The sequence below is a fragment of the Pseudoalteromonas gelatinilytica genome (assembly GCF_001641615.1).
In the GTDB taxonomy this organism is placed as follows: domain Bacteria; phylum Pseudomonadota; class Gammaproteobacteria; order Enterobacterales; family Alteromonadaceae; genus Pseudoalteromonas; species Pseudoalteromonas gelatinilytica.
In genome coordinates, this window is record NZ_LRRU01000005.1 from 62852 (window position 1) to 81692 (window position 18841).

The 18841-nt window shown below is 42.3% G+C and carries 17 protein-coding genes; 10 read left to right on the plus strand and 7 right to left on the minus strand.

Annotation, left to right across the window (positions count from 1 at the left end; translation table 11 throughout):
* Window positions 1–41: 41 nt before the first annotated feature.
* Both lysA and lptM read right to left on the minus strand, forming a co-directional pair.
* Window positions 42–1295: a diaminopimelate decarboxylase gene (lysA, locus tag NH153_RS02580; RefSeq protein WP_063700667.1), complete on the minus strand. Its 1254-nt coding sequence runs from the start codon at window positions 1293–1295 to the stop codon at window positions 42–44.
* Complete coding sequence (lptM, locus tag NH153_RS02585; RefSeq protein ID WP_054554660.1) at window positions 1296–1475, minus strand: LPS translocon maturation chaperone LptM; 180 nt, start codon at window positions 1473–1475, stop codon at window positions 1296–1298.
* Between the two features lie 148 nt (window positions 1476–1623).
* Between lptM and cyaY the strand changes: the two genes are divergently transcribed.
* From cyaY to add, 8 genes are all read left to right on the plus strand, one after another.
* Window positions 1624–1947: an iron donor protein CyaY gene (gene cyaY / locus NH153_RS02590; protein ID WP_054554661.1), complete on the plus strand. Its 324-nt coding sequence runs from the start codon at window positions 1624–1626 to the stop codon at window positions 1945–1947.
* Complete coding sequence (locus NH153_RS02595; RefSeq protein ID WP_063700669.1) at window positions 1944–2600, plus strand: alpha/beta hydrolase; 657 nt, start codon at window positions 1944–1946, stop codon at window positions 2598–2600. The genes cyaY and NH153_RS02595 overlap by 4 nt, the downstream gene beginning before the upstream one ends.
* A 21-nt stretch (window positions 2601–2621) precedes the next feature.
* Window positions 2622–3509 (plus strand): DUF2914 domain-containing protein, encoded by an 888-nt coding sequence (locus NH153_RS02600; RefSeq protein WP_063700672.1) that lies wholly within the window; start codon window positions 2622–2624, stop codon window positions 3507–3509.
* A 36-nt stretch (window positions 3510–3545) separates the two neighbouring features.
* Window positions 3546–4484: a hydroxymethylbilane synthase gene (hemC, locus tag NH153_RS02605; RefSeq protein ID WP_063700674.1), complete on the plus strand. Its 939-nt coding sequence runs from the start codon at window positions 3546–3548 to the stop codon at window positions 4482–4484.
* A gap of 1 nt (window position 4485) precedes the next feature.
* Window positions 4486–6309, plus strand: coding sequence for a uroporphyrinogen-III synthase (locus NH153_RS02610; RefSeq protein WP_063700676.1), 1824 nt, complete (start codon window positions 4486–4488; stop codon window positions 6307–6309).
* The gene (locus NH153_RS02615; protein WP_063700678.1) at window positions 6306–7415 is read left to right on the plus strand and encodes a heme biosynthesis HemY N-terminal domain-containing protein; all 1110 of its coding nucleotides are present in this window, start codon (window positions 6306–6308) and stop codon (window positions 7413–7415) included. The genes NH153_RS02610 and NH153_RS02615 overlap by 4 nt, the downstream gene beginning before the upstream one ends.
* Before the next feature lie 30 nt (window positions 7416–7445).
* Window positions 7446–10142 (plus strand): CHASE domain-containing protein, encoded by a 2697-nt coding sequence (locus NH153_RS02620; RefSeq protein ID WP_063700680.1) that lies wholly within the window; start codon window positions 7446–7448, stop codon window positions 10140–10142.
* 103 nt (window positions 10143–10245) lie between these two features.
* A complete protein-coding gene (gene add / locus NH153_RS02625; protein ID WP_063700682.1) occupies window positions 10246–11247 on the plus strand; it encodes an adenosine deaminase in 1002 nt (333 codons plus the stop codon).
* Window positions 11248–11264: 17 nt separating this feature from the next.
* On the opposite strand, the gene NH153_RS02630 is transcribed toward add, so the two are convergent.
* The 4 genes from NH153_RS02630 to NH153_RS02645 form a co-directional block, all read right to left on the minus strand.
* On the minus strand, window positions 11265–11681 hold the full coding sequence (locus NH153_RS02630) for a CBS domain-containing protein (RefSeq protein WP_054554669.1): 417 nt from the start codon (window positions 11679–11681) through the stop codon (window positions 11265–11267).
* A gap of 145 nt (window positions 11682–11826) precedes the next feature.
* Complete coding sequence (gene fre, locus NH153_RS02635) at window positions 11827–12540, minus strand: NAD(P)H-flavin reductase (RefSeq protein ID WP_058585406.1); 714 nt, start codon at window positions 12538–12540, stop codon at window positions 11827–11829.
* Window positions 12541–12627: 87 nt separating this feature from the next.
* Entirely contained in the window at window positions 12628–14094 is a 1467-nt protein-coding gene (ubiD, locus tag NH153_RS02640; protein WP_063700684.1) for a 4-hydroxy-3-polyprenylbenzoate decarboxylase, read from the minus strand.
* A gap of 85 nt (window positions 14095–14179) precedes the next feature.
* Complete coding sequence (locus NH153_RS02645) at window positions 14180–14467, minus strand: MliC family protein (RefSeq protein ID WP_063700686.1); 288 nt, start codon at window positions 14465–14467, stop codon at window positions 14180–14182.
* Window positions 14468–14580: 113 nt separating this feature from the next.
* Here NH153_RS02645 and NH153_RS02650 point away from each other — a divergent pair, with 113 nt between their 5' ends.
* Together NH153_RS02650 and NH153_RS02655 are read left to right on the plus strand one after the other, a co-directional pair.
* Window positions 14581–15486 (plus strand): DUF808 domain-containing protein, encoded by a 906-nt coding sequence (locus NH153_RS02650; RefSeq protein ID WP_063700717.1) that lies wholly within the window; start codon window positions 14581–14583, stop codon window positions 15484–15486.
* A 108-nt stretch (window positions 15487–15594) separates the two neighbouring features.
* Window positions 15595–17556: an alpha/beta hydrolase family protein gene (locus NH153_RS02655; protein WP_156503610.1), complete on the plus strand. Its 1962-nt coding sequence runs from the start codon at window positions 15595–15597 to the stop codon at window positions 17554–17556.
* Window positions 17557–17868: 312 nt separating this feature from the next.
* Here the strand turns inward: NH153_RS02655 and NH153_RS02660 are convergent, their stop codons facing one another.
* On the minus strand, window positions 17869–18825 hold the full coding sequence (locus NH153_RS02660; RefSeq protein WP_063700689.1) for a tetratricopeptide repeat protein: 957 nt from the start codon (window positions 18823–18825) through the stop codon (window positions 17869–17871).
* Window positions 18826–18841: the final 16 nt, after the last annotated feature.

Consider the following 18841-nt stretch of genomic DNA (forward strand, 5'->3'; position numbering starts at 1 on the left):
TGAGCTAATCATGCCACAGAGCAGGGCGGTTATAAAAACGTTTATGGTAAAATTTTCTCACCTTGCCAAAGGCTTTCTAAGGTTTCGCGTTGGCGAATTAAATGGCTTTGCTGACCATCCACCATAATCTCTGCAACACGCGGGCGTGAGTTGTAGTTTGAGCTCATTGTGAAACCATATGCGCCAGCGCTGCGCTGCGCTAAAAGGTCACCGGCTTGAAGTGCAAGCTCACGGTCTTTGCCTAAAAAGTCGCCGGTTTCACAGACTGGGCCGACAATGTCGTAGTTGTAAGTAGGCGTATCATCTGCGCGAGGTTCAACTGGCACAATACTTTGCCAAGCTTGATACAGTGATGGACGCAACATATCGTTCATGCCTGCATCAACAATAGCAAAGAACTTATCTTGGTTTTGTTTAATAAACTCAACTTTAGTAACTAAAATACCTGCGTTGGCTGCAATCGCACGACCAGGTTCAAAAATAAGTTCTAAATCTTGGTAGTCTGCTAATCGAGCGGTAATTTTATCAACATACTCGCTTGGATGAGGAGGCGTTTCGCCATTATAAGGCACGCCAAGACCACCACCGATATCTAGGTGAGTTAGCTTGATGCCAACCGCTTTTAACTCTTCGATAAGAGTCAGTACTTTTTCAAGTGCTGCTAAGAAAGGTTTTATTTCCGTTAGCTGCGAACCGATGTGGCAATCTACACCGGTAATTTTTAAACCGGGTAATGATGCTGCATGTTGATACACAGTCACCGCAGTTTGAATATCAATACCAAACTTATTCTCTTTTAAGCCGGTTGAGATATAAGGGTGCGTTTTTGCATCTATATCTGGGTTTACGCGAATCGAAATCGGTGCCACTAAGTTAAGATCCGTTGCCACTTTTGAAATACGCTCAAGCTCAGCCACTGACTCAACGTTAAAACACTTGATCCCCAATTCAAGTGCATAGGCAATTTCGTCAGCGGTTTTTGCAACGCCAGAAAACACAACCTTACTTGCGTCTCCGCCTGCTTGGATAACACGCGCAAGCTCACCTTTTGAAACGATGTCAAAACCTGAACCAAGTCGCGCTAAAATATTCAGCACGGCAATATTTGAGTTGGCTTTTACGGCATAGCACACCAAGCTCTTATGCGACTGAGCAGCGTCTGCAAATGCTAAATAATGACGTTCAAAGGTTTTGCGAGAATAGATATAACAAGGCGTACCATATTGTTCGGCAAGCTCTTTGACAGCGATGTCTTCAGCGAACAGCTGATTATTATTGTAGTTAAAAAAGTCCATCTATTGGTCCTGTTTTTGCTCTGGTTGTTCGGATGGATCAGCTTGTGGCTGAGACTTTGCAGGCGGCTTAGTATCATCTGGCAGATAAAGAGCACCACTTTGTCCGCAACCTGCTAGGGTTAGTAGAAGGGCGCTTAGAGGTAAAATGGTTTTTAATTTTTGGCTATGAGTCTCTTTCATTAGATTAATACGGTTGCTGGCTTTATAATCGCAGAGTAACAGAATATTTAAAAAATGCAGCTATTCGCGGATGAATTTATTCCTGTTACACTTGATGTACACAATCTGCCCCCAGATCTAGGCTTAAAGCCAGTTAAAGGACACTAAAATGACTGATCATGAATACCACACACTAGCCGATGCATTAATGCTAACTATTGAAGAGCAAATCGATGAATGTGATGCCGATTTAGACTATGAATCAGCGTCAGGTATTTTAGAAATCATCTTTCCTGATCGCAGTAAAATAGTGATCAACAAGCAAGCACCATTACACCAAGTTTGGGTAGCGACTAAATTTAACGGTCACCATTTTGAACTACGCGACGATAAGTGGATTGATAACCGCTCAGGTGCAGAGTTTTGGCAATTTATGTGTGATGCAGCAACTCGCCAAGCAGGTCAAACAATTGAATGGCGTTCTGAACTATGAGTTTAGAGTTTGTTGAATATCAAGCGCAAGGTGATCACAAAGCAACGGTTATCTGGCTACATGGTTTAGGTGATTCAGGTGATGGTTTTGCGCCCGTTGCACCGCAACTTGCTTTACCAAAAGAGCTTGGTGTGCGTTTTGTGTTTCCACATGCGCCAGTGCAACCGGTCACCTTAAATGGTGGGATGGCAATGCGCTCTTGGTACGACATTAAATCAATGGATTTAGATAAGCGTGCTGATGAGCAAGGAGTGCGTGAATCTGCTGCAAAAGTGGCTGCAATTATTGACCAAGAAATTGCAAAAGGTATCGCTCCTAACAAAATTATTCTTGCCGGTTTTTCGCAAGGGGGTGTGGTATCGCTGCACTTAGCGCCACGTCTAGATTATAAATTAGCGGGTGTAATGGCACTTTCAACCTACATGTGTGTGCCTGCAAAATTAGCCGATGAAGCCAAGCAGCAGGGGTTAAATATTTTTATGGCACATGGTCGATTTGACGATGTGGTACCGCATAGCGCAGGCAGACAAGCATTTGACGTGCTTAGCGCAAATAACATGGAAGTAAGCTGGCAAGACTATCCGATGGCGCACCAAGTTTGTGGTGAAGAACTAATGGCTATTCGAGAGTGGTTAATTGCTCGCTTGAGTTAATTTTTGGTTTTAGAGGCCAACATGACAAAGAAACTTGTAATTACAGCAAATATGAATACCGTTGAACCGGTTAACTCAGCGCCGACGGCAGTGACCTATCAATGGCATTGGCGACGCATCTTTATGGTTAGCAGTGTTATCTTAGTTGCGCTGGCTATATTAGTGTATAGCTTTATTGGCGCTGTAAATGCAGAGCAATCACCGCAAGATGAGCCGCAATCAGAGTTTGCAAATGCTGAGCTACAAGCGCCTTTGAATGACGCTGAGCAAGAAGAGCCAAAAGAAATCGTCGCACCGTCTATGAATGAGCAAACACCGCTGGCTGATAACACAGAAACAGCTAAAGCAGAGGTTGTGAGCTCAAACATTGTAGAACCTGAGGTTACCACAGTAGAGGCTAAGATCGACAGTGAACAGGTTGTTGACGCGCAACAACCGGAAACATCAGCGGTCACTCTTGATGAAGAGCCACTCCAAACAGAACAGCAAGCAGAGATTGCTGCAGCGCCCGATGCTCAGCAGCAGTTTTCACAGTCAGCACATATTGCCAGTGTCGCAATTGGCGCTAAAATAGACACAGATAAAGTAAGCCGCGCAGTATTAACTACCGATGTTGTTGATCGAGAACCAGTAAACGTTCTTAAAAACGATGTAAAATTAGCGCAAATTAGCAATAGCCTGAGCTTTTTTAGCGAGCTTAGGAATATGCAAGGGCAAACTGTTCGTCATCAATGGTATTACCAAGATCAACAGCTTGCTTCAATTGAATTAGCGGTAAGTAGCCCACGTTTTCGTACTTATTCAACGAAAAACATCATGCCAGAGCAATTGGGTGATTGGCGTGTTGAAGTTATTGACGCAGAGGGCAACTTACTGGCCCAAAAAGAATTTAGAATTTTAGCTGAGTAATATTTAGTATCAGCCTGATAATTAATTGGATTTTTCATGACACAGACAACAAAACTAGTTCGTATCGCTACCCGTAAAAGTGCACTTGCTTTATGGCAGGCAGAATTTGTAAAAGCTCAACTAGAGCACTTCCATGACGACGTAACGGTAGAGTTGGTTCCTATGTCGACGCAAGGCGATATTATCCTTGATACGCCACTGGCAAAGATTGGTGGTAAAGGCTTATTCGTAAAAGAGCTTGAGCAAGCCATGCTAGATGGCCGTGCAGATATTGCGGTGCATTCAATGAAAGATGTGCCTGTTGAGTTTCCTGAAGGCCTAGCATTACACACTATTTGTGAACGTGAAGACCCACGCGATGCGTTTGTATCAAACAACTACAAAAGCTTAGAAGAGTTACCACAAGGTGCTATTGTTGGTACATCAAGCCTACGTCGCCAATGCCAAATTCGCGAAGCGCGCCCTGATTTAGATATCCGTGATTTACGCGGTAATGTTAATACTCGTTTAGCAAAACTAGATGATGGCCAATATGATGCAATCATTCTAGCAGCAGCGGGTCTCATTCGTTTAGAAATGCCAGAGCGCATCACTGCCTTTATCGAACCTGAAGTGTCATTACCTGCAAATGGCCAAGGCGCAGTAGGGATTGAGTGCCGTATTGATGACGAAGTAACAAAAGCATTATTAGCGCCACTAGAGCATACTGAAACTCGTATTCGTGTTAATGCCGAGCGTGCTATGAACCGCCGTTTAGAAGGTGGTTGCCAGGTACCTATTGGTGCATTTGCATTGGTTGAGGGTGAACAGGTGCATTTACGTGGTTTAGTGGGCGCTATTGATGGCAGCCAAATGCTACGTGATGAAGTGACAGGTCCTGTAGCTGACGCTGAGCAGTTAGGTATTACACTTGCTGAAAAGCTACTCGCGCAAGGTGCGGATAAAATTTTAGCTGAAGTATATAGAGACGCTTAATATGCATATTTTGATAACTCGTCCAGAAGGAAAAGGCACCGAGCTTGCTCTTGAGCTTCAGCAGGCGGGTTATCAAACAACCCTGTGTCCAGTCCTTACCTTAGATTATCTCACTGTTAATAGTAGTGAGCTCGCACCGCTAGAAAATGCCGATAAAATCATTTTTATCTCGCAAGATGCCGTGCATGCCTTGTTAAAACTCACACCAACCATCAACAAAGCAGCGCAACTTTATGCGGTCGGTCAGCAAACTGCTGATGCGGTTTATGAAGCCTTTGGGCGTCGTGCTGCAGTACCCAAACAACATGATTCAGAAGGTTTGCTTGAATTAAAAACGCTGCAAGATGTTGAGCTAAGTAACATTGTTTTAGTGAAAGGTGAAGGCGGGCGCACGACCATAGCAAAAACTTTAAAACAACGTGGTGCTTTGTTAAATCAGTTGGTTGTTTACAAGCGGAGCGCAATTGAGAGCGAACCGGGCAAGTGGATGGACCACTGGCAAACAATTGATGTAGAAGGTATAGTCATTACCAGTAATGCAGCGGTGGATGCCATTTTTAATGGCTTAAATGAGCCTCAGCGTGCATGGTTGAAAGAGCGGAAATTTTTCGTTGCCAGTGAGCGTATCGCTGACTATTTAAAGCAACAAAATGTCGCAAGAACACAGATACATATTGCTGCAGGGGCGAGCGATAGCGCTATGTTCACCTGCATTAATCAGCAAGGTAGCAAAATGAGTGAAGCAGAATCAAAACAACCCGCAAAAGCAGTGACTGCACAGCCAGAGAAAAAAGCGCAAACAACGGCAAATAGTGGGGCGAAAGCGCCTGTGCAAGCTAAAAAAGGCATCAGCAAAACAGGTAGCTTAGCGTTACTTATTTCACTTTTAGTGGCTTCTGCGGTTGGCTATGAGTTTTATCACAAATTAAATAGCGATCAGCAATCGGCTGTGGCATTGACTGAGCTGACAGATGAAAACCTACGCTTACAGCAGCAAATTGATGCATTAAAAAGCGCACAGCAAACATTACAACATTCACTTTATAACAGTGAGCAAAAGGTCACTGATGCGCTGAATGAAAGTGCTGAGCAAACTCAGCAGCAATTACAAGCGGCTTTAAAGCGCGCCGAGCAGCAAACTTTCACGCTTAATCCGCAAGAAGTCACAAGCCTGCAACGTATGGCCGAATTTAAATTATGGGCTGAGCACGATTATCAAGGGGCTGCAGCTGTGTTATCACGCTTAGATAGCTTGCTTGCAGAACACCCAGGTACAGGGGCTATTCGCCAAGCAATTCACCAAGATTTACAAACCTTGAATGCCATAGAGCCTGTTGCTGTTGAAGCAATTTATTTAAAACTGCATGGCATTAATCAAAAAGTGGATGAACTTCTATTTAATGCTATTTCTTTACCTGAAGAAGTCGTCAAAGAAGACCCAAATCAACTAAGTGAAAATGTCAGTGAGTGGCGTCAGAACCTTGCAAAGTCATGGCAGCAGTTTAAAGACTTCTTTGTTACAGTGCGCACACGTGAAGATATGGTTATCGCACCATTTTTAAGTGAACAAGAGCGTCACTTAGTAAAGCAACGCCTGAGTTTATACTTAGCTCAAGCGCAAGATGCGGTATTAAGTAAGCAAAGCAGTGTGTATTTTAGTGCTGTTGATGCTGCACATAGCTTGGTAAAAGATTACTTTAAGCAAGATGATGCACAAACAAAAGCGGCATTAAAAAGCCTTGCTGAGCTTTCTAAAGAGCAACTCGATTTTAGCCCAAAAGTGTCACTGCAAAGTACTGAGCAGGTGAAGGAGTGGGCACAATGATCCGCTTTTTATTAATCATTATTGCAATTGCAGTCTGCTTGGGGATTGCCCCCTTTTTTATAGACCAAAAAGGTTATGTCTTAATTGCCTTTAATAAAACGACCATTGAAGGCACTATTTGGGGCATCACAGCACTTTTAATATTAGCATTTGCCGCACTGTTTTTGCTTTATAAGCTTTGTCGTTACGTAATGTCTTTATATAGCCATACACGCCATGGTTTTTTTGCGCGCAGTGAAGAGCGTAAACAAGCGGCTATTGAGCAAGGTGTATGGAGCTTAATCAATAACGATTATGTACAGCTAGAGCTTGCTCTTGATAACAACAGCGTGGCAGAAAAGTGGAGCGATGTACGTTACGCGCTTCTTGCTAAAGCGGCACTTGCAAACAATGACAGCGAAAGAGCAATTAGCTTTCTTGATAAAATAAGCCAAGATAAGCAGCTAAAAGTCGCTAATTTATGGATCGCCAGTGGCGAAACCAGCACTATTTTTGCTGACCTAAAAGCCTTAGCTGAGCGTAAAAAAGCCTCTCGTTTAGAGCTTAAGATGTATGCCCATGTTTTAGTGCAAGAGCAAAAGTGGGCAGCATTGAATGACTTTATGCCGCGTTTATTACGTAAAAAAGCACTTTCTGAGCAAGAGTGGCAACAACTGTTTGACGGTTACTTTGCAGCGCAGTCAAACGCGGATTTATCTGAACGATATGAGCAATTAGCCAAAAACCTGAAACCATATGCTGAGGTAAGCTATTTAGCAGCGATGGCAAAAGCAGGTGAGTTAAACAAAATTGAGCTAAGCTTAATTAAAATGATAAAAAAACCGCTGCAGCATAAAGACTTAGCACGTATTTTACGTACTAGTAGCGCTGGCGATGCACTCAAGCTACAAGCAAGCTTGCAAGATGTATTGAAAAAAGATACCGAGAATACAGATTTGCTACTAGCTCTTGCGTGTTTAGCGAATGCTCATGGTGAATATGACTTAGCTGCGCGAGTGTTTGATAAAGCGCTTAATGCAGATAATCGCCATGCCTATTTGCAGCAAGCGGTACTCAGCTATAGTAAAAGTGCCCAGCCAGAAAAAGCATTGGTACTCTATCAATAATTTTACTCCAGCCAGCAAAGGAGCGATGGCTTGAAGAACTTATTTACACTGACAATAAGTATTGCACTAGCTTACTTTCTTACAGGGTATTTAAGTAATTCTTTGCTGGCGATTGATGGCTATGCGGTTGCTGCATGGCCGCCTTCTGGTATTGCGCTTGCTAGTATATTGCTACTTCGAAATCGAGCCCTACCAGGAGTTTTGCTAGGGGCGTTCTTTGTAAACCTCATTCACCTTGATAAAGCTACCGATATTTTCCATTGGCAGATGATGTTGCAGGCTATTGGTGTAACAACTGCATCGACATTCCAAGCTTGGCTTGCCTATTACATTATTATTCATGTCGCTAAGCGCCCGATTGAATTATCGTCATTAAAGCAAAGTGTGCTTGGTTTAATGATTGGTGGCCCTCTGTGTAGCTTGATTGCGGCTTCAATTGGCACAGGCTTGCTGGTCATTAATAATGTTATTCCGAGTTATGCGGCACTTAATAATTTTATTGCATGGTGGATTGGCGACAGTATTGGGGTGCTGATTTTCACGCCATTAGTGTTAGCTGCATTTAGTTACCATCATACCCGCCAGCGACTACAAATTATTGTGCCGTCGCTATTAATCTATATGGTTATTTGTGTCAGTTTTTATGGTGCAGCCAGTGTAAAAAAAGACAAAGACTTACAACGCCAGCAAGCCAAAGTTAGTGCGATTCATACTAATCTTGAACACCAAGTTGATGAAATTAAGTCGCACCTAGCCTTACTCGCCACTTTTTTTGCTAGTAGTGACGTAGTTGATTTTGATGAGTTTAAGCGCTTTACAGCAAGACAAATGCAATACAGCGAAGAAATCCTTGCTCTTGAGTGGGCGCCTAAAGTTATTCACTCACAACTAAACAACTATCAAAATTTATTGCGTGATGAATTGGGCGCTGATTACTACGTGAAAGAAAAAAATGCTGCTGGGCAGTGGCAGCCAGTGAGTCAGCGAGCTGTGTATTTTCCGGTGCAATATATTCACCCATTAGCAGGGAACGAACCCACGCAAGGTTTTGATTTGGCCTCAAACGAATTACGCAAACAAGCATTAACAGACTCTCGATTAATTAAAAATGTTACCGTCAGTGAGCCTATTACCCTGATGCAAGGTGATGGCAACGAAAAGGGCGTTTTATTCTTCAACCCTGTCTATTCAGACATTAATCACCAAGTCGGGTTTAGAGGTTATGTTGTTGCAGTGGTCAATTTAGAAGTGTTAGCACAAACACTTAACTTTAATCAGAACACAGAGATTGATGCCAGCTTCTATGATGTTACCGACGGCAGTAACCCAGTCGAAATTTATAACCCCCAACGTGTTGGCACAACGGCCATTGCGAGCTTTAACTTTATTATTGGTGAGCGTGTATGGCAGGTGAAATTATGGGAGTCAGTAGCACAATCATCATGGCTGCCTTATTGGCTGGCGCAAATAGTGGGTATGCTGTTTGTTTGGTTATTGATCACCTTTTTGATTTCAGTAACCGGCACAAATATTCAAATTCGTCAGCAGGTCGCGAAACAAACTCAAAGCCTTCGCGAAGAAAAACTAAAAGCCGATAAAGCCAGCCAAATTAAAAGTGAGTTCTTGGCAAATATGAGCCATGAAATACGCACGCCTATTAATGGTATTAAGGGGTTGCATTATTTAGCGATGCAAGAGCAAGACTGGCAACAAGCTCGTGGTTATATTGATCAAGCAGATGGTGCATTGAATGTACTATTACGGGTAATAAATGATGTTTTAGATTTTTCTAAAATAGAAGCAGGGCGATTGGAGCTACATCAAGAACCCATAGATGTGAATGCGTTGGTTAGTGAGCTGACTAACTTATTGCAGTTTGAACTTAACTCTCGCTCGTTAGAATTTAGTGTTGAGTTTGATGCATCTGAACACTTACTGCTCCACACCGACCCAATTCGTTTAAAACAAATATTGTTGAATCTGTTAAATAATGCGGTGAAGTTCACCCAAGAAGGCACGATTACATTACGTATTTGGCAGCAGGGCGAATTTACTTACTTTAGTGTTATTGATACGGGTATCGGCATCAGTAAAGAGGCACAGCAGCGCCTGTTTAAACCATTCTCACAAGCCGATAGCTCAACCTCTCGTCGCTTTGGCGGGACAGGTTTAGGCTTGAGTATTTGTCAAAAACTCATTGTTATGATGGGAGGCGAGATAAGCCTCAGTAGCACTGAAGGGCAAGGATCAACATTTACAATTTCGCTGCCATTTGAATCACCTCTTGAAGAGGTCGTTCATAGTGACGATGAGTTAGCAGATATCGATGTGACTGCTGTGTCATTTGCCGATGATGCAATTCTATTGGTTGAAGATAATCCATTGAATCAACATGTGGCGAGTTCGATTTTAAAAACTAAAGGCTGCCAACCTGATATCGCGAAAGATGGCCATGAGGCTATTAAGATGATCAGTGAAAAAAGCTATGACCTTGTGCTCATGGATATTCAAATGCCGAATATGGATGGCTTACAAGCGACCAAGGTTATTCGCAATGAATTACTGATAACCGATTTACCGATCATTGGCTTATCGGCAAATGCCCATGATGATGACCTTAAGAAAGGCTTAGCCAGTGGTATGAATGGTTATTTAACTAAACCAATTGATGCTGATAAACTTTTTAAAACCTTGTGGCATTTTTTGCATAATGATAGCAGCCATTAAAGCAGACATTTGACCTCAAAAAAGTAAATAAAATCATCTAAACTTGAAATATCGCCGTGGGTACGTATGATCCGCGCAAATTTACTGAACCTGAGTGCTAATTATGATCAATAACAAACTCCCTTTGCTTGATATTCACCGTCATCTAGATGGTAATGTTCGCCCACAAACGATCTTAGACCTTGGTCGTCAGTTTAATCTTGAATTACCTGCTGATAACATTGAAGCGCTTATTCCGCACGTACAGGTTATCGACCCTGAGCCAAATTTAGTGGCGTTTTTACAAAAGCTAGATTGGGGTGTAAAAGTACTGGGTGATTACGATGCTTGTCGTCGTATTGCTATCGAAAATGTTGAAGATGCGATTGCCCAAAACCTCGATTACGTTGAGCTTCGTTTTAGTCCATATTATATGGCGCAAAGCCAAGGCCTACATCCGCAAGGTGTTGTCGAAGCGGTGGTTGATGGTGTTAAAAGTGCGTGTCAAAACGCGCCAATCAAAGCCAACTTAATCGGCATTATGTCGCGTACATATGGCACTAAAATCTGTCAGCAAGAGCTTGATGCGCTACTAGCTTTTAAAAATGATTTAGTTGCGGTTGATTTAGCTGGCGATGAAATTGGCTTTCCGGGCGAGTTATTTGTTGATCACTTTAAGCAAGTACACGATGCATACTTAGCAGCCACTATTCATGCAGGTGAAGCGCGAGGCAGCGAAAGTATTTGGCAAGCAATTAACGAGCTTGGTGCAACGCGTATTGGTCATGGTGTAAAAGCGATTGAAGATACTGCGCTAATGGATTATTTACGTGATAAGCGCATTGGTATCGAGTCTTGCTTAACCAGTAACATCCAAACTAGTACTGTTGCTGAGCTTGCTAAACACCCGTTAAAAACCTTCTTAGACCATGGCATTTTGGCATCAATTAATACCGATGATCCGGCAGTGGAGGGTATTGAAATAGGTTATGAGTATCAAGTAGCGGCACCTGCGGCAGGTTTAAGCCAAGCCGATATGGAAAAAGCACAAGCTAATGCACTTGAAATTGCTTATTTAAGCGATGCTGATAAAGCGGCTTTAAAACAGTTAGCTGCTAATCGTTAAGCAGCTAACTCGTCATCCTATACTTGGTGCTCTTGGCATGAAACGTAGTTTTCATATAATGCCTTGAGCACGTCACCTCGGCTGATCATGCCAACAACCTTACCACCCTCGATAACTGGGTAATTCTTTGGCTTACCCGTTTTCATGGCATCAGCCAACTCAATGATATTTTGATCGCTACTCACGGTAACAACATCGGTGCGCATGAGTTGTTTTACCTTTACCACGCCATCGCAGAAATAACTGTTTTGCATAAGCGGCTGCAGCAGCTCTTGTTCAGAAATAAAGCCGACTAGGCTTTTGTTATCATCAAATACCGGTGCGCCCAATAATTTAAACTTTTGTAGCTCGCTAATTGCGGTGGTCATTTCAGTTTCAGGCGTAATGTGTGGCAACTTACGTTGCATAAAATCTTGTACTTTTGTATTTAGCATTTGGGTCTCTCCCCATCGTTATTCTAATCAGAGTATGGACAAGGAAATGCAGTTTGTGAAATCGTTTAGATGGATTAAGGCGATAGGTAAAACAAATAAAAAAGGCATCCAATTGGATGCCTTAAAAATAACCTGTATGAGTAAGTTATTTAATGAATGCAAATGCATCGGCGTACATGTTTTCACGTACCGCACCATGATTAATAAAATCATCGCGAACCACGCCAATCATGTCGAAGCGGCCTGCCATGTAAATATCGTATGGTTCTAAAGACACGATATCTTCCATAACGGCTTTGTGGACGTAACCGGTTTTGCCAGTCCAGCTTTGCGGTGCATTTTCAACCACAGGAATATATTGGAAATGTGGGTTGCTGTTTGCCCATGCTTGCATTTCATCATGAGCATAAAGTGCAGCTTGCTCACGTACACCCCAGTAAAATAATACAGGACGCTCACAGCCAATTTCAGCAAGGTGATCAGCCATTGATTTAGCGTAAGAGAAGCCAGTACCGCCAGCGAGTAGAATAATTGGGCGCTCACCCTCAACTCGCAGCTGTGATACGCCTAAACCTACTTCAACATTAACTTGCTGTTGCTCTGTATGTGCTTGACGTAAATGATCAAGCGCTTGCATCGCATACGAATCAGCACCCGCGGCACCAATGTGTAGTTCAATTTGCTCAGTTTGTGATGGGCGGCTTGCAATAGAAAAGGCGCGCTTATCTTTTTCGCCTAATACAAGTTGCATATATTGGCCTGCCTCGAATGACACAGGTTGCTGTGGTTTCAAAATGACCTTATGTACGTGGTCTGTAAGCGGGCTGATCGCAACAACGTCAGCGAGTAATGTTTGCATAGTTTACCTTTATAAGCACAGAAGCAAATTCGGTTATGAATCGCACTCATAACCGTTAAATTTTGAGCAGTTTAACATAGTCACAGCCTAGAGAATATCTAAGCTGTCCCATAATTCATCAACACGTTCTTTGATTTTTGGATCCATGACAATGGGCTCACCCCATTCACGATCTGTTTCGCCAGGCCATTTATTAGTCGCATCCATGCCCATTTTTGAACCAAGGCCAGAAACTGGCGATGCAAAATCTAAATAATCAATTGGCGTGTTTTCGATCATCGTCGTATCGCGAACAGGGTCCATACGTGTGGTAATGGCCCAAATTACGTCGTTCCAGTCGCGTGCGTTTACATCATCATCGCAAACAATCACGAACTTGGTATACATGAATTGGCGCAAGAAAGACCACACCCCCATCATTACGCGCTTAGCATGACCCGGGTATTGTTTTTTCATGGTGACCACAGCCATACGATAAGAACAGCCTTCAGGTGGCAGATAAAAATCTACAATTTCAGGGAATTGCTTTTGCAGAATTGGTACGAACACTTCGTTCAATGCAACCCCGAGTACTGCTGGCTCATCTGGTGGACGGCCAGTATAAGTGCTGTGATAAATTGGGTTTTCACGATGTGTAATATGAGTCACCGTCATCACCGGAAACTCGTCTACTTCGTTGTAGTAACCGGTGTGATCGCCATAAGGGCCTTCTGGTGCTGTTTCATCCGGCATAATATAACCTTCAAGCACGAACTCAGCAGTAGCAGGCACTTGTAGGTCATTTGAAATCGATTTTACGACTTCAGTTTTACTACCGCGTAGTAAACCAGCAAACGCATATTCGCTTAGGGTATCAGGGACGGGTGTTACAGCGCCTAAGATTGTCGCAGGATCAGCACCTAATGCCACAGATACAGGGTAGGGTTCACCTGGGTGCTCTTTACACCATTCACGAAAATCTAATGCGCCACCGCGATGCGATAACCAACGCATAATAATTTTGTTTTTACCCAGTAGCTGCTGACGGTAAATACCTAAGTTTTGGCGCTTTTTATAAGGCCCTTTAGTAACCGTTAGGCCCCATGTAATCAAAGGAGCTGCATCACCCGGCCAGCAATGTTGGATAGGTAACTTAGTTAAGTCAACATCATCGCCTTCAAGTATCACTTGCTGACAAGGCGCTTTTTTTACTTCTTTAGCTGGCATATTCAGTACTTGCTTGAATACTGGGATTTGCCCTAGTGCCTCTTTAATGCCTTTCGGTGGCTCAGGCTCTTTTAGAAAAGCTAATAACTTACCAACTTCGCGCAGTTCACTGACATCATCTTGGCCCATGCCCATTGCAACACGTTTGGGCGTACCAAAAAGGTTTGCAAGAACGGGAATGGTGTGACCTTTAGGGTTTTCGAATAACAGAGCAGGGCCTTCGGCACGTAACGTGCGGTCGGCAATTTCGGTCATTTCAAGGTAAGGATCAATTTCTTGTTTGATCCGTTTTAATTCACCTTTTTGTTCTAATAACTCGATAAATTCGCGAAGATCTTTGTATTTCATTATAGCCGCTTAAACGCTGAATAAACTGTCGCTATTATACTCAAAACCACTGATTAAGCTAATTTAGCCACGAAAGCATTTACTCTTACTTAGTTAAGCTGCATTGGTACTTTTTACCTTTTAAAATCAGCATGGCTTCATCGCCTTTTGACCAAAACAGTACATTATCTGCACTGTATTTAACCCCTGAGCCGCTTACTTGGCGATTGAGTGAAAATTCAGCGTCCTTAAATGTCAGTCTGGCTTCATCATCACTGTATTCAACGATACTGGCGCTAAGGGTCTCATCGCACAGATAATTGCTCGGTGCACTTTGCTCAGCACACGCGCACAAGGTAACTAAAGCGAGCCCCGAGAGAAGTGGTTTAATCATAGAAACACCTCTATTTTTGAATGAGCTATAAGCCTAACAAAGAAAAATTAACCGTTGGTGAAAATGGCAGGATAAGTTATGTTGATAGTGTATTTAATGGGCAAGGAACCACCATGGCAGGCACAAATTTACTAACCTTACTTGATGATATTACAACACTTTTAGACGACATTGCGACGATGAGTAAAGTCGCAACAAAAAAAACAGCAGGGGTGTTAGGTGATGACCTCGCTCTCAATGCACAGCAAGTTACAGGAGTAACTGCCGATAGAGAGTTACCCGTGGTTTGGGCTGTAGCAAAAGGCTCGTTTATTAACAAAGCCATCTTAGTGCCCGCAGCGTTATTGATTAGTGTTTGGTTGCCTTGGTTAATCACTCCGCTGTTAATGGTTGGCGGCCTGTTTTTGTGCTTTGAAGGTGCAGAGAAAATTATCGAAAAACTGTTTGGTCATGCTCAACAAGAAGATGAAAGTGTGGTTGAACAACAAGACTTACAAGAATACGAAAAGCAAAAAGTGAAAGGGGCGATCCGCACTGATTTTATCCTCTCAGCAGAAATCATCGTGATAACGCTAGGCACGGTTGCTGGAGCAACGCTGGTTAATCAAGCTTTAGTGCTCAGTGTAATCGCAATTATTATGACCATTGGCGTGTATGGGTTAGTTGCAGGGATTGTTAAACTTGATGATGCTGGTTTGTATTTACTGCAAAAAGCGCAGCAAAGTGGCGGTAAGTTTAAAGAGCTCGTAGGTAAGTTTTTACTTGCTGCAGCGCCTAAGTTAATGCGCTTTTTAGCCTTTGCAGGAACGGTTGCTATGTTCTTAGTTGGCGGAGGTATATTGGTACATGGGATCCCTGTTTTGCATCACGCCCAGCAGGGTAGCACTGAGTTTGTAACGGGTTTACTTGGTAAAACCGGTGAGCTGGCTACGCCAATTATATTTGATGGTTTATTGGGCGTTGTTGCCGGCGTGATCGTCGTATTAGTGGTTGAACTTTGGCATAAAATTCGTCGATAAATAGCATTTGTTAACTCGGGTTTGTTAATTTATTGTAGCTTAAATAGGGTCTTTGCTTTATTATTGCTCAGCTAAAAATAACAATTAAATCGTTAAATGGAGTTAATCATGTCTCGATACCTCACTTTTATGCTGGGGCTAGCGTTATTTACGCTGTCATTTACCAGTTTCGCTAAATCTGCAAAATTATCGGTAGAAGATTTTAGTAAAGGCAATGACTTTAGTCGTGTAACCATCTCTCCTGATGGCAATTACGTTGCTGCTATTAAAAAGCACGAAGGTAAAAATTCACTCATTATTGTTGATACAACCAAGTTTGCCGTAAGCCATGCGGTTGCTTTTCCGGGTAATGCACAGGTTGGCGAATACCACTGGGTTAACAACGAACGTGTTATTCTTGAAAAAGAGTATTTAAAAGGCTGGCAAGATACTCCTATTTATTATGGTGAGTTATTTGCTGTTAACGCTGATGGTAGCCGTGGCGCATACGTAATTGGTTATCATGGTGAACAGCAAACAGGTACTCGGTTAAAAAAACAAACACCTGTAGAGGGGACTTCATATCTTTTAGATCCCTTACTTCATGATGATAAAAAAGTTTTGGTTGTCACTTACCCATGGACTGCAACCAATGAGCCGACAACTGTTGTATATGAAGTCGATGTTTATCGCGGCCTTCGCACTTTAATTACGCGATCACCTGCACCAATGGGTGAATTTCTAACAGACCATGATGGTAACGTTCGTATCGCTGTATCAAGTGACGATTACCTCAATGCGACACTTCATGTTCGAGAGCCTGAGGGCGGTTTTTGGAAAGAGCTTGATTTAGAAGGTATTGATTACACGGATATTTCATTAAAGGCATTTGATAAATCAGGTGAGTCTGTATATGCCACTGCATCAAAGGGTGGCGAAGCAGAAAGCCTGATTAAAATTAACCTAAAAACCAAAGAAGTAACGAAAATCTTCCAAGATAAGCATGTGTCACCATCACATATTTGGGTTGATGAAGTTACTAAAGAGTTATTTGCAATAGAAACGGAGGCTGACTATCCAAGCTACTCTTTTGTAGATAGTAGCTCAGTAAAGTCTCAGCGTCTTAAAGATATGTTAGGTGCATTACCTGGTAGTCAAGTGCAGCTAGTCAGCAGTACCGAAGACGATTCAAAAAATATTATTTTTGCATCAAGTGATATAAACCCTGGGCAATATTATCTGTATGACGCAAAGAAGAATAAGTTAAGAGTGCTATTTTCTGCGCGTGGTTGGATAAACCAAGATGATATGGCGCAAACCACACCACTGCGTTTTAAAAGCCGCGATGGATTAACAATTCTTGCTTATTTAACTGTGCCAAATGGCAAAGCTGAGAAAAACTTACCACTCGTTGTTATGCCACATGGTGGTCCTTACCAAGCAAGAGATTATTGGGGTTACGATCCAGAAGCGCAAATGCTAGCTAATAGAGGTATGGCAGTGCTTAAGGTGAATTTTCGTGGTTCACCAGGTTTTGGACAGAATTTTAGAGAAGCTGGCTATCGCCAGTGGGGACAAAATATTCAGCACGATATTATTGATGGTGTAAAACTGTTAATTAATGACGGCACAGTTGATAAAGATAATATTTGTATTATGGGAGCCAGCTTCGGTGGTTACTCTGCATTACAAAGCGCGATTATCGAGCCGGATATGTTCAAGTGTGCAATAGGTCTGATGGGGGTTTACGACTTGCCTCTTATGTATGAAGAGGGTGACACGCAAGCCCGAAGCTATGGAGTTAATTACCTAAAAACAGTGATTGGTACTGATGAGGCTGAGTTAAAAGCATTCTCGCCGGTTTACAACATTGATAAGCTAAAAGCGCCTGTACTTATTGTGCATGGTGGTGAAGACGAACGTGCCCCAATTGAGCAAGCAGAATCATTAGAAGCTGCGTTGAAAAAAGCTAAGCACCCATATGAAATTACTATTCTAGATGATGAAGGCCACGGTTTTTATAAAGAAGAGCACCGCACTCTTTACTATAAAAAAGTACTGGCTTTCTTAGAAGACCATTTAAAACTTTAAAAGAAAAATGCCGGCGAGATACCTCGCCGGCAAAGATTTAGCACGGGAACGTAAGCGTGCTAGTGTGCAAGGTCTTCCTTCAAGTTATACAAACTCAAAAGACGATTCGTTCATTAAGCAATGCAGCCCAGTTGCAATTTAAAACAGAGTAGGGAGAGTGACTCTGCTTTTGCTAACACGCATTTATAAAACCAACAAAATAATATAAATACTGTGCCACGTAAAAATGTTATAACATAACAAAAGTAAAGTAAATAGCGAGAGTCATATTATTAGCTTGGTTTCTTCTGAGTGATGTTTATGGATAATTGGTTATTGAGTGTCTAATTTACTACAATCGTAACTCAAACATAGCTCTGCAAGTTCAATCTTCGCTTTCGGATTCCCTTGTAAGGTGGCTTTGTTAAGCCAATAAGCTGCTTCTTCGTTATTGATTTCTGTGCCTTGGCCGTCACGATACATCTGACCTAAGTTTAATTGTCCCCATGAATAGCCACCTTCAGCTGACAGCGTAAAGCTATTCAGTGCTTCTTTGTATAAGCCATCTTTGAAGTAAGTAATGCCTTGTTGATTGTACTTATCTAACTTCACACCTGCGTATAAGGGTTTGGGTCTTGGTGGGTGCATCACAAAACCACCGAATAAGCTATAAAGCTCAGGTCGCATGATTTTATATATGCTGCCGTCATCATACAGCTGTTTAATTTGTTGTTTACTGAAGGTTAGAGTTTTACTAGAAAAGTAATCATCTTGCACTAACAGACTGGTGCGCATCGCAATCTCGATGTCTTTGTTGTATTTGTATGTGTAGTTAGCAATTCTAAATGTCATGCTCTTATCGTCAAACTCAACGAGTTGTGCCACTTTCAAATTGTTAATACGTTTTGGCTTACCAGTGAATTTATCTGAATACACAAAATAGGTATCAAATAACTTAGGCTCGCTTAGGTAAGTTTGCTCGTTCTCAGTTTGTTCATTCGCACCAAGTAATGCCTTTGTGAATAGGTAAACGATGATGAATAGACCAATAAAGTATTTTATAAATGAGGCTAATTCTAGAGCTGGCAGGGAATACCAAGGTGCAGGAGTAACATAGCCACAGTCATCGCATTGCCTTTGATAATTAATAGAGAGTGGCATGATGGGCAAAATGGTAAAGCGCAACACTCTACTGTGATTGCTTAAAGAATAATGTTCACTATGACAATGTGGACACGTTTTTTGTTTTTTATAAAAAACATCAGCGGGTGCGGTATTAAATAGAAGCATCGTTTCTTCCTGAATA

Excerpts from the sequence above, each read along its gene's own strand:
- NH153_RS02655 (WP_156503610.1), top strand. The coding sequence starts at position 15,595 with ATGTCTCGATACCTCACTTTTATGCTGGGGCTAGCGTTATTTACGCTG.
- NH153_RS02660 (WP_063700689.1), bottom strand. The coding sequence starts at position 18,825 with ATGCTTCTATTTAATACCGCACCCGCTGATGTTTTTTATAAAAAACAA.
- NH153_RS02615 (WP_063700678.1), top strand. The coding sequence starts at position 6,306 with ATGATCCGCTTTTTATTAATCATTATTGCAATTGCAGTCTGCTTGGGG.
- NH153_RS02650 (WP_063700717.1), top strand. The coding sequence starts at position 14,581 with ATGGCAGGCACAAATTTACTAACCTTACTTGATGATATTACAACACTT.
- cyaY (WP_054554661.1), top strand. The coding sequence starts at position 1,624 with ATGACTGATCATGAATACCACACACTAGCCGATGCATTAATGCTAACT.
- NH153_RS02595 (WP_063700669.1), top strand. The coding sequence starts at position 1,944 with ATGAGTTTAGAGTTTGTTGAATATCAAGCGCAAGGTGATCACAAAGCA.
- fre (WP_058585406.1), bottom strand. The coding sequence starts at position 12,540 with ATGCAAACATTACTCGCTGACGTTGTTGCGATCAGCCCGCTTACAGAC.
- NH153_RS02645 (WP_063700686.1), bottom strand. The coding sequence starts at position 14,467 with ATGATTAAACCACTTCTCTCGGGGCTCGCTTTAGTTACCTTGTGCGCG.
- ubiD (WP_063700684.1), bottom strand. The coding sequence starts at position 14,094 with ATGAAATACAAAGATCTTCGCGAATTTATCGAGTTATTAGAACAAAAA.
- lysA (WP_063700667.1), bottom strand. The coding sequence starts at position 1,295 with ATGGACTTTTTTAACTACAATAATAATCAGCTGTTCGCTGAAGACATC.
- add (WP_063700682.1), top strand. The coding sequence starts at position 10,246 with ATGATCAATAACAAACTCCCTTTGCTTGATATTCACCGTCATCTAGAT.
- NH153_RS02630 (WP_054554669.1), bottom strand. The coding sequence starts at position 11,681 with ATGCTAAATACAAAAGTACAAGATTTTATGCAACGTAAGTTGCCACAC.
- NH153_RS02600 (WP_063700672.1), top strand. The coding sequence starts at position 2,622 with ATGACAAAGAAACTTGTAATTACAGCAAATATGAATACCGTTGAACCG.
- lptM (WP_054554660.1), bottom strand. The coding sequence starts at position 1,475 with ATGAAAGAGACTCATAGCCAAAAATTAAAAACCATTTTACCTCTAAGC.
- hemC (WP_063700674.1), top strand. The coding sequence starts at position 3,546 with ATGACACAGACAACAAAACTAGTTCGTATCGCTACCCGTAAAAGTGCA.
- NH153_RS02610 (WP_063700676.1), top strand. The coding sequence starts at position 4,486 with ATGCATATTTTGATAACTCGTCCAGAAGGAAAAGGCACCGAGCTTGCT.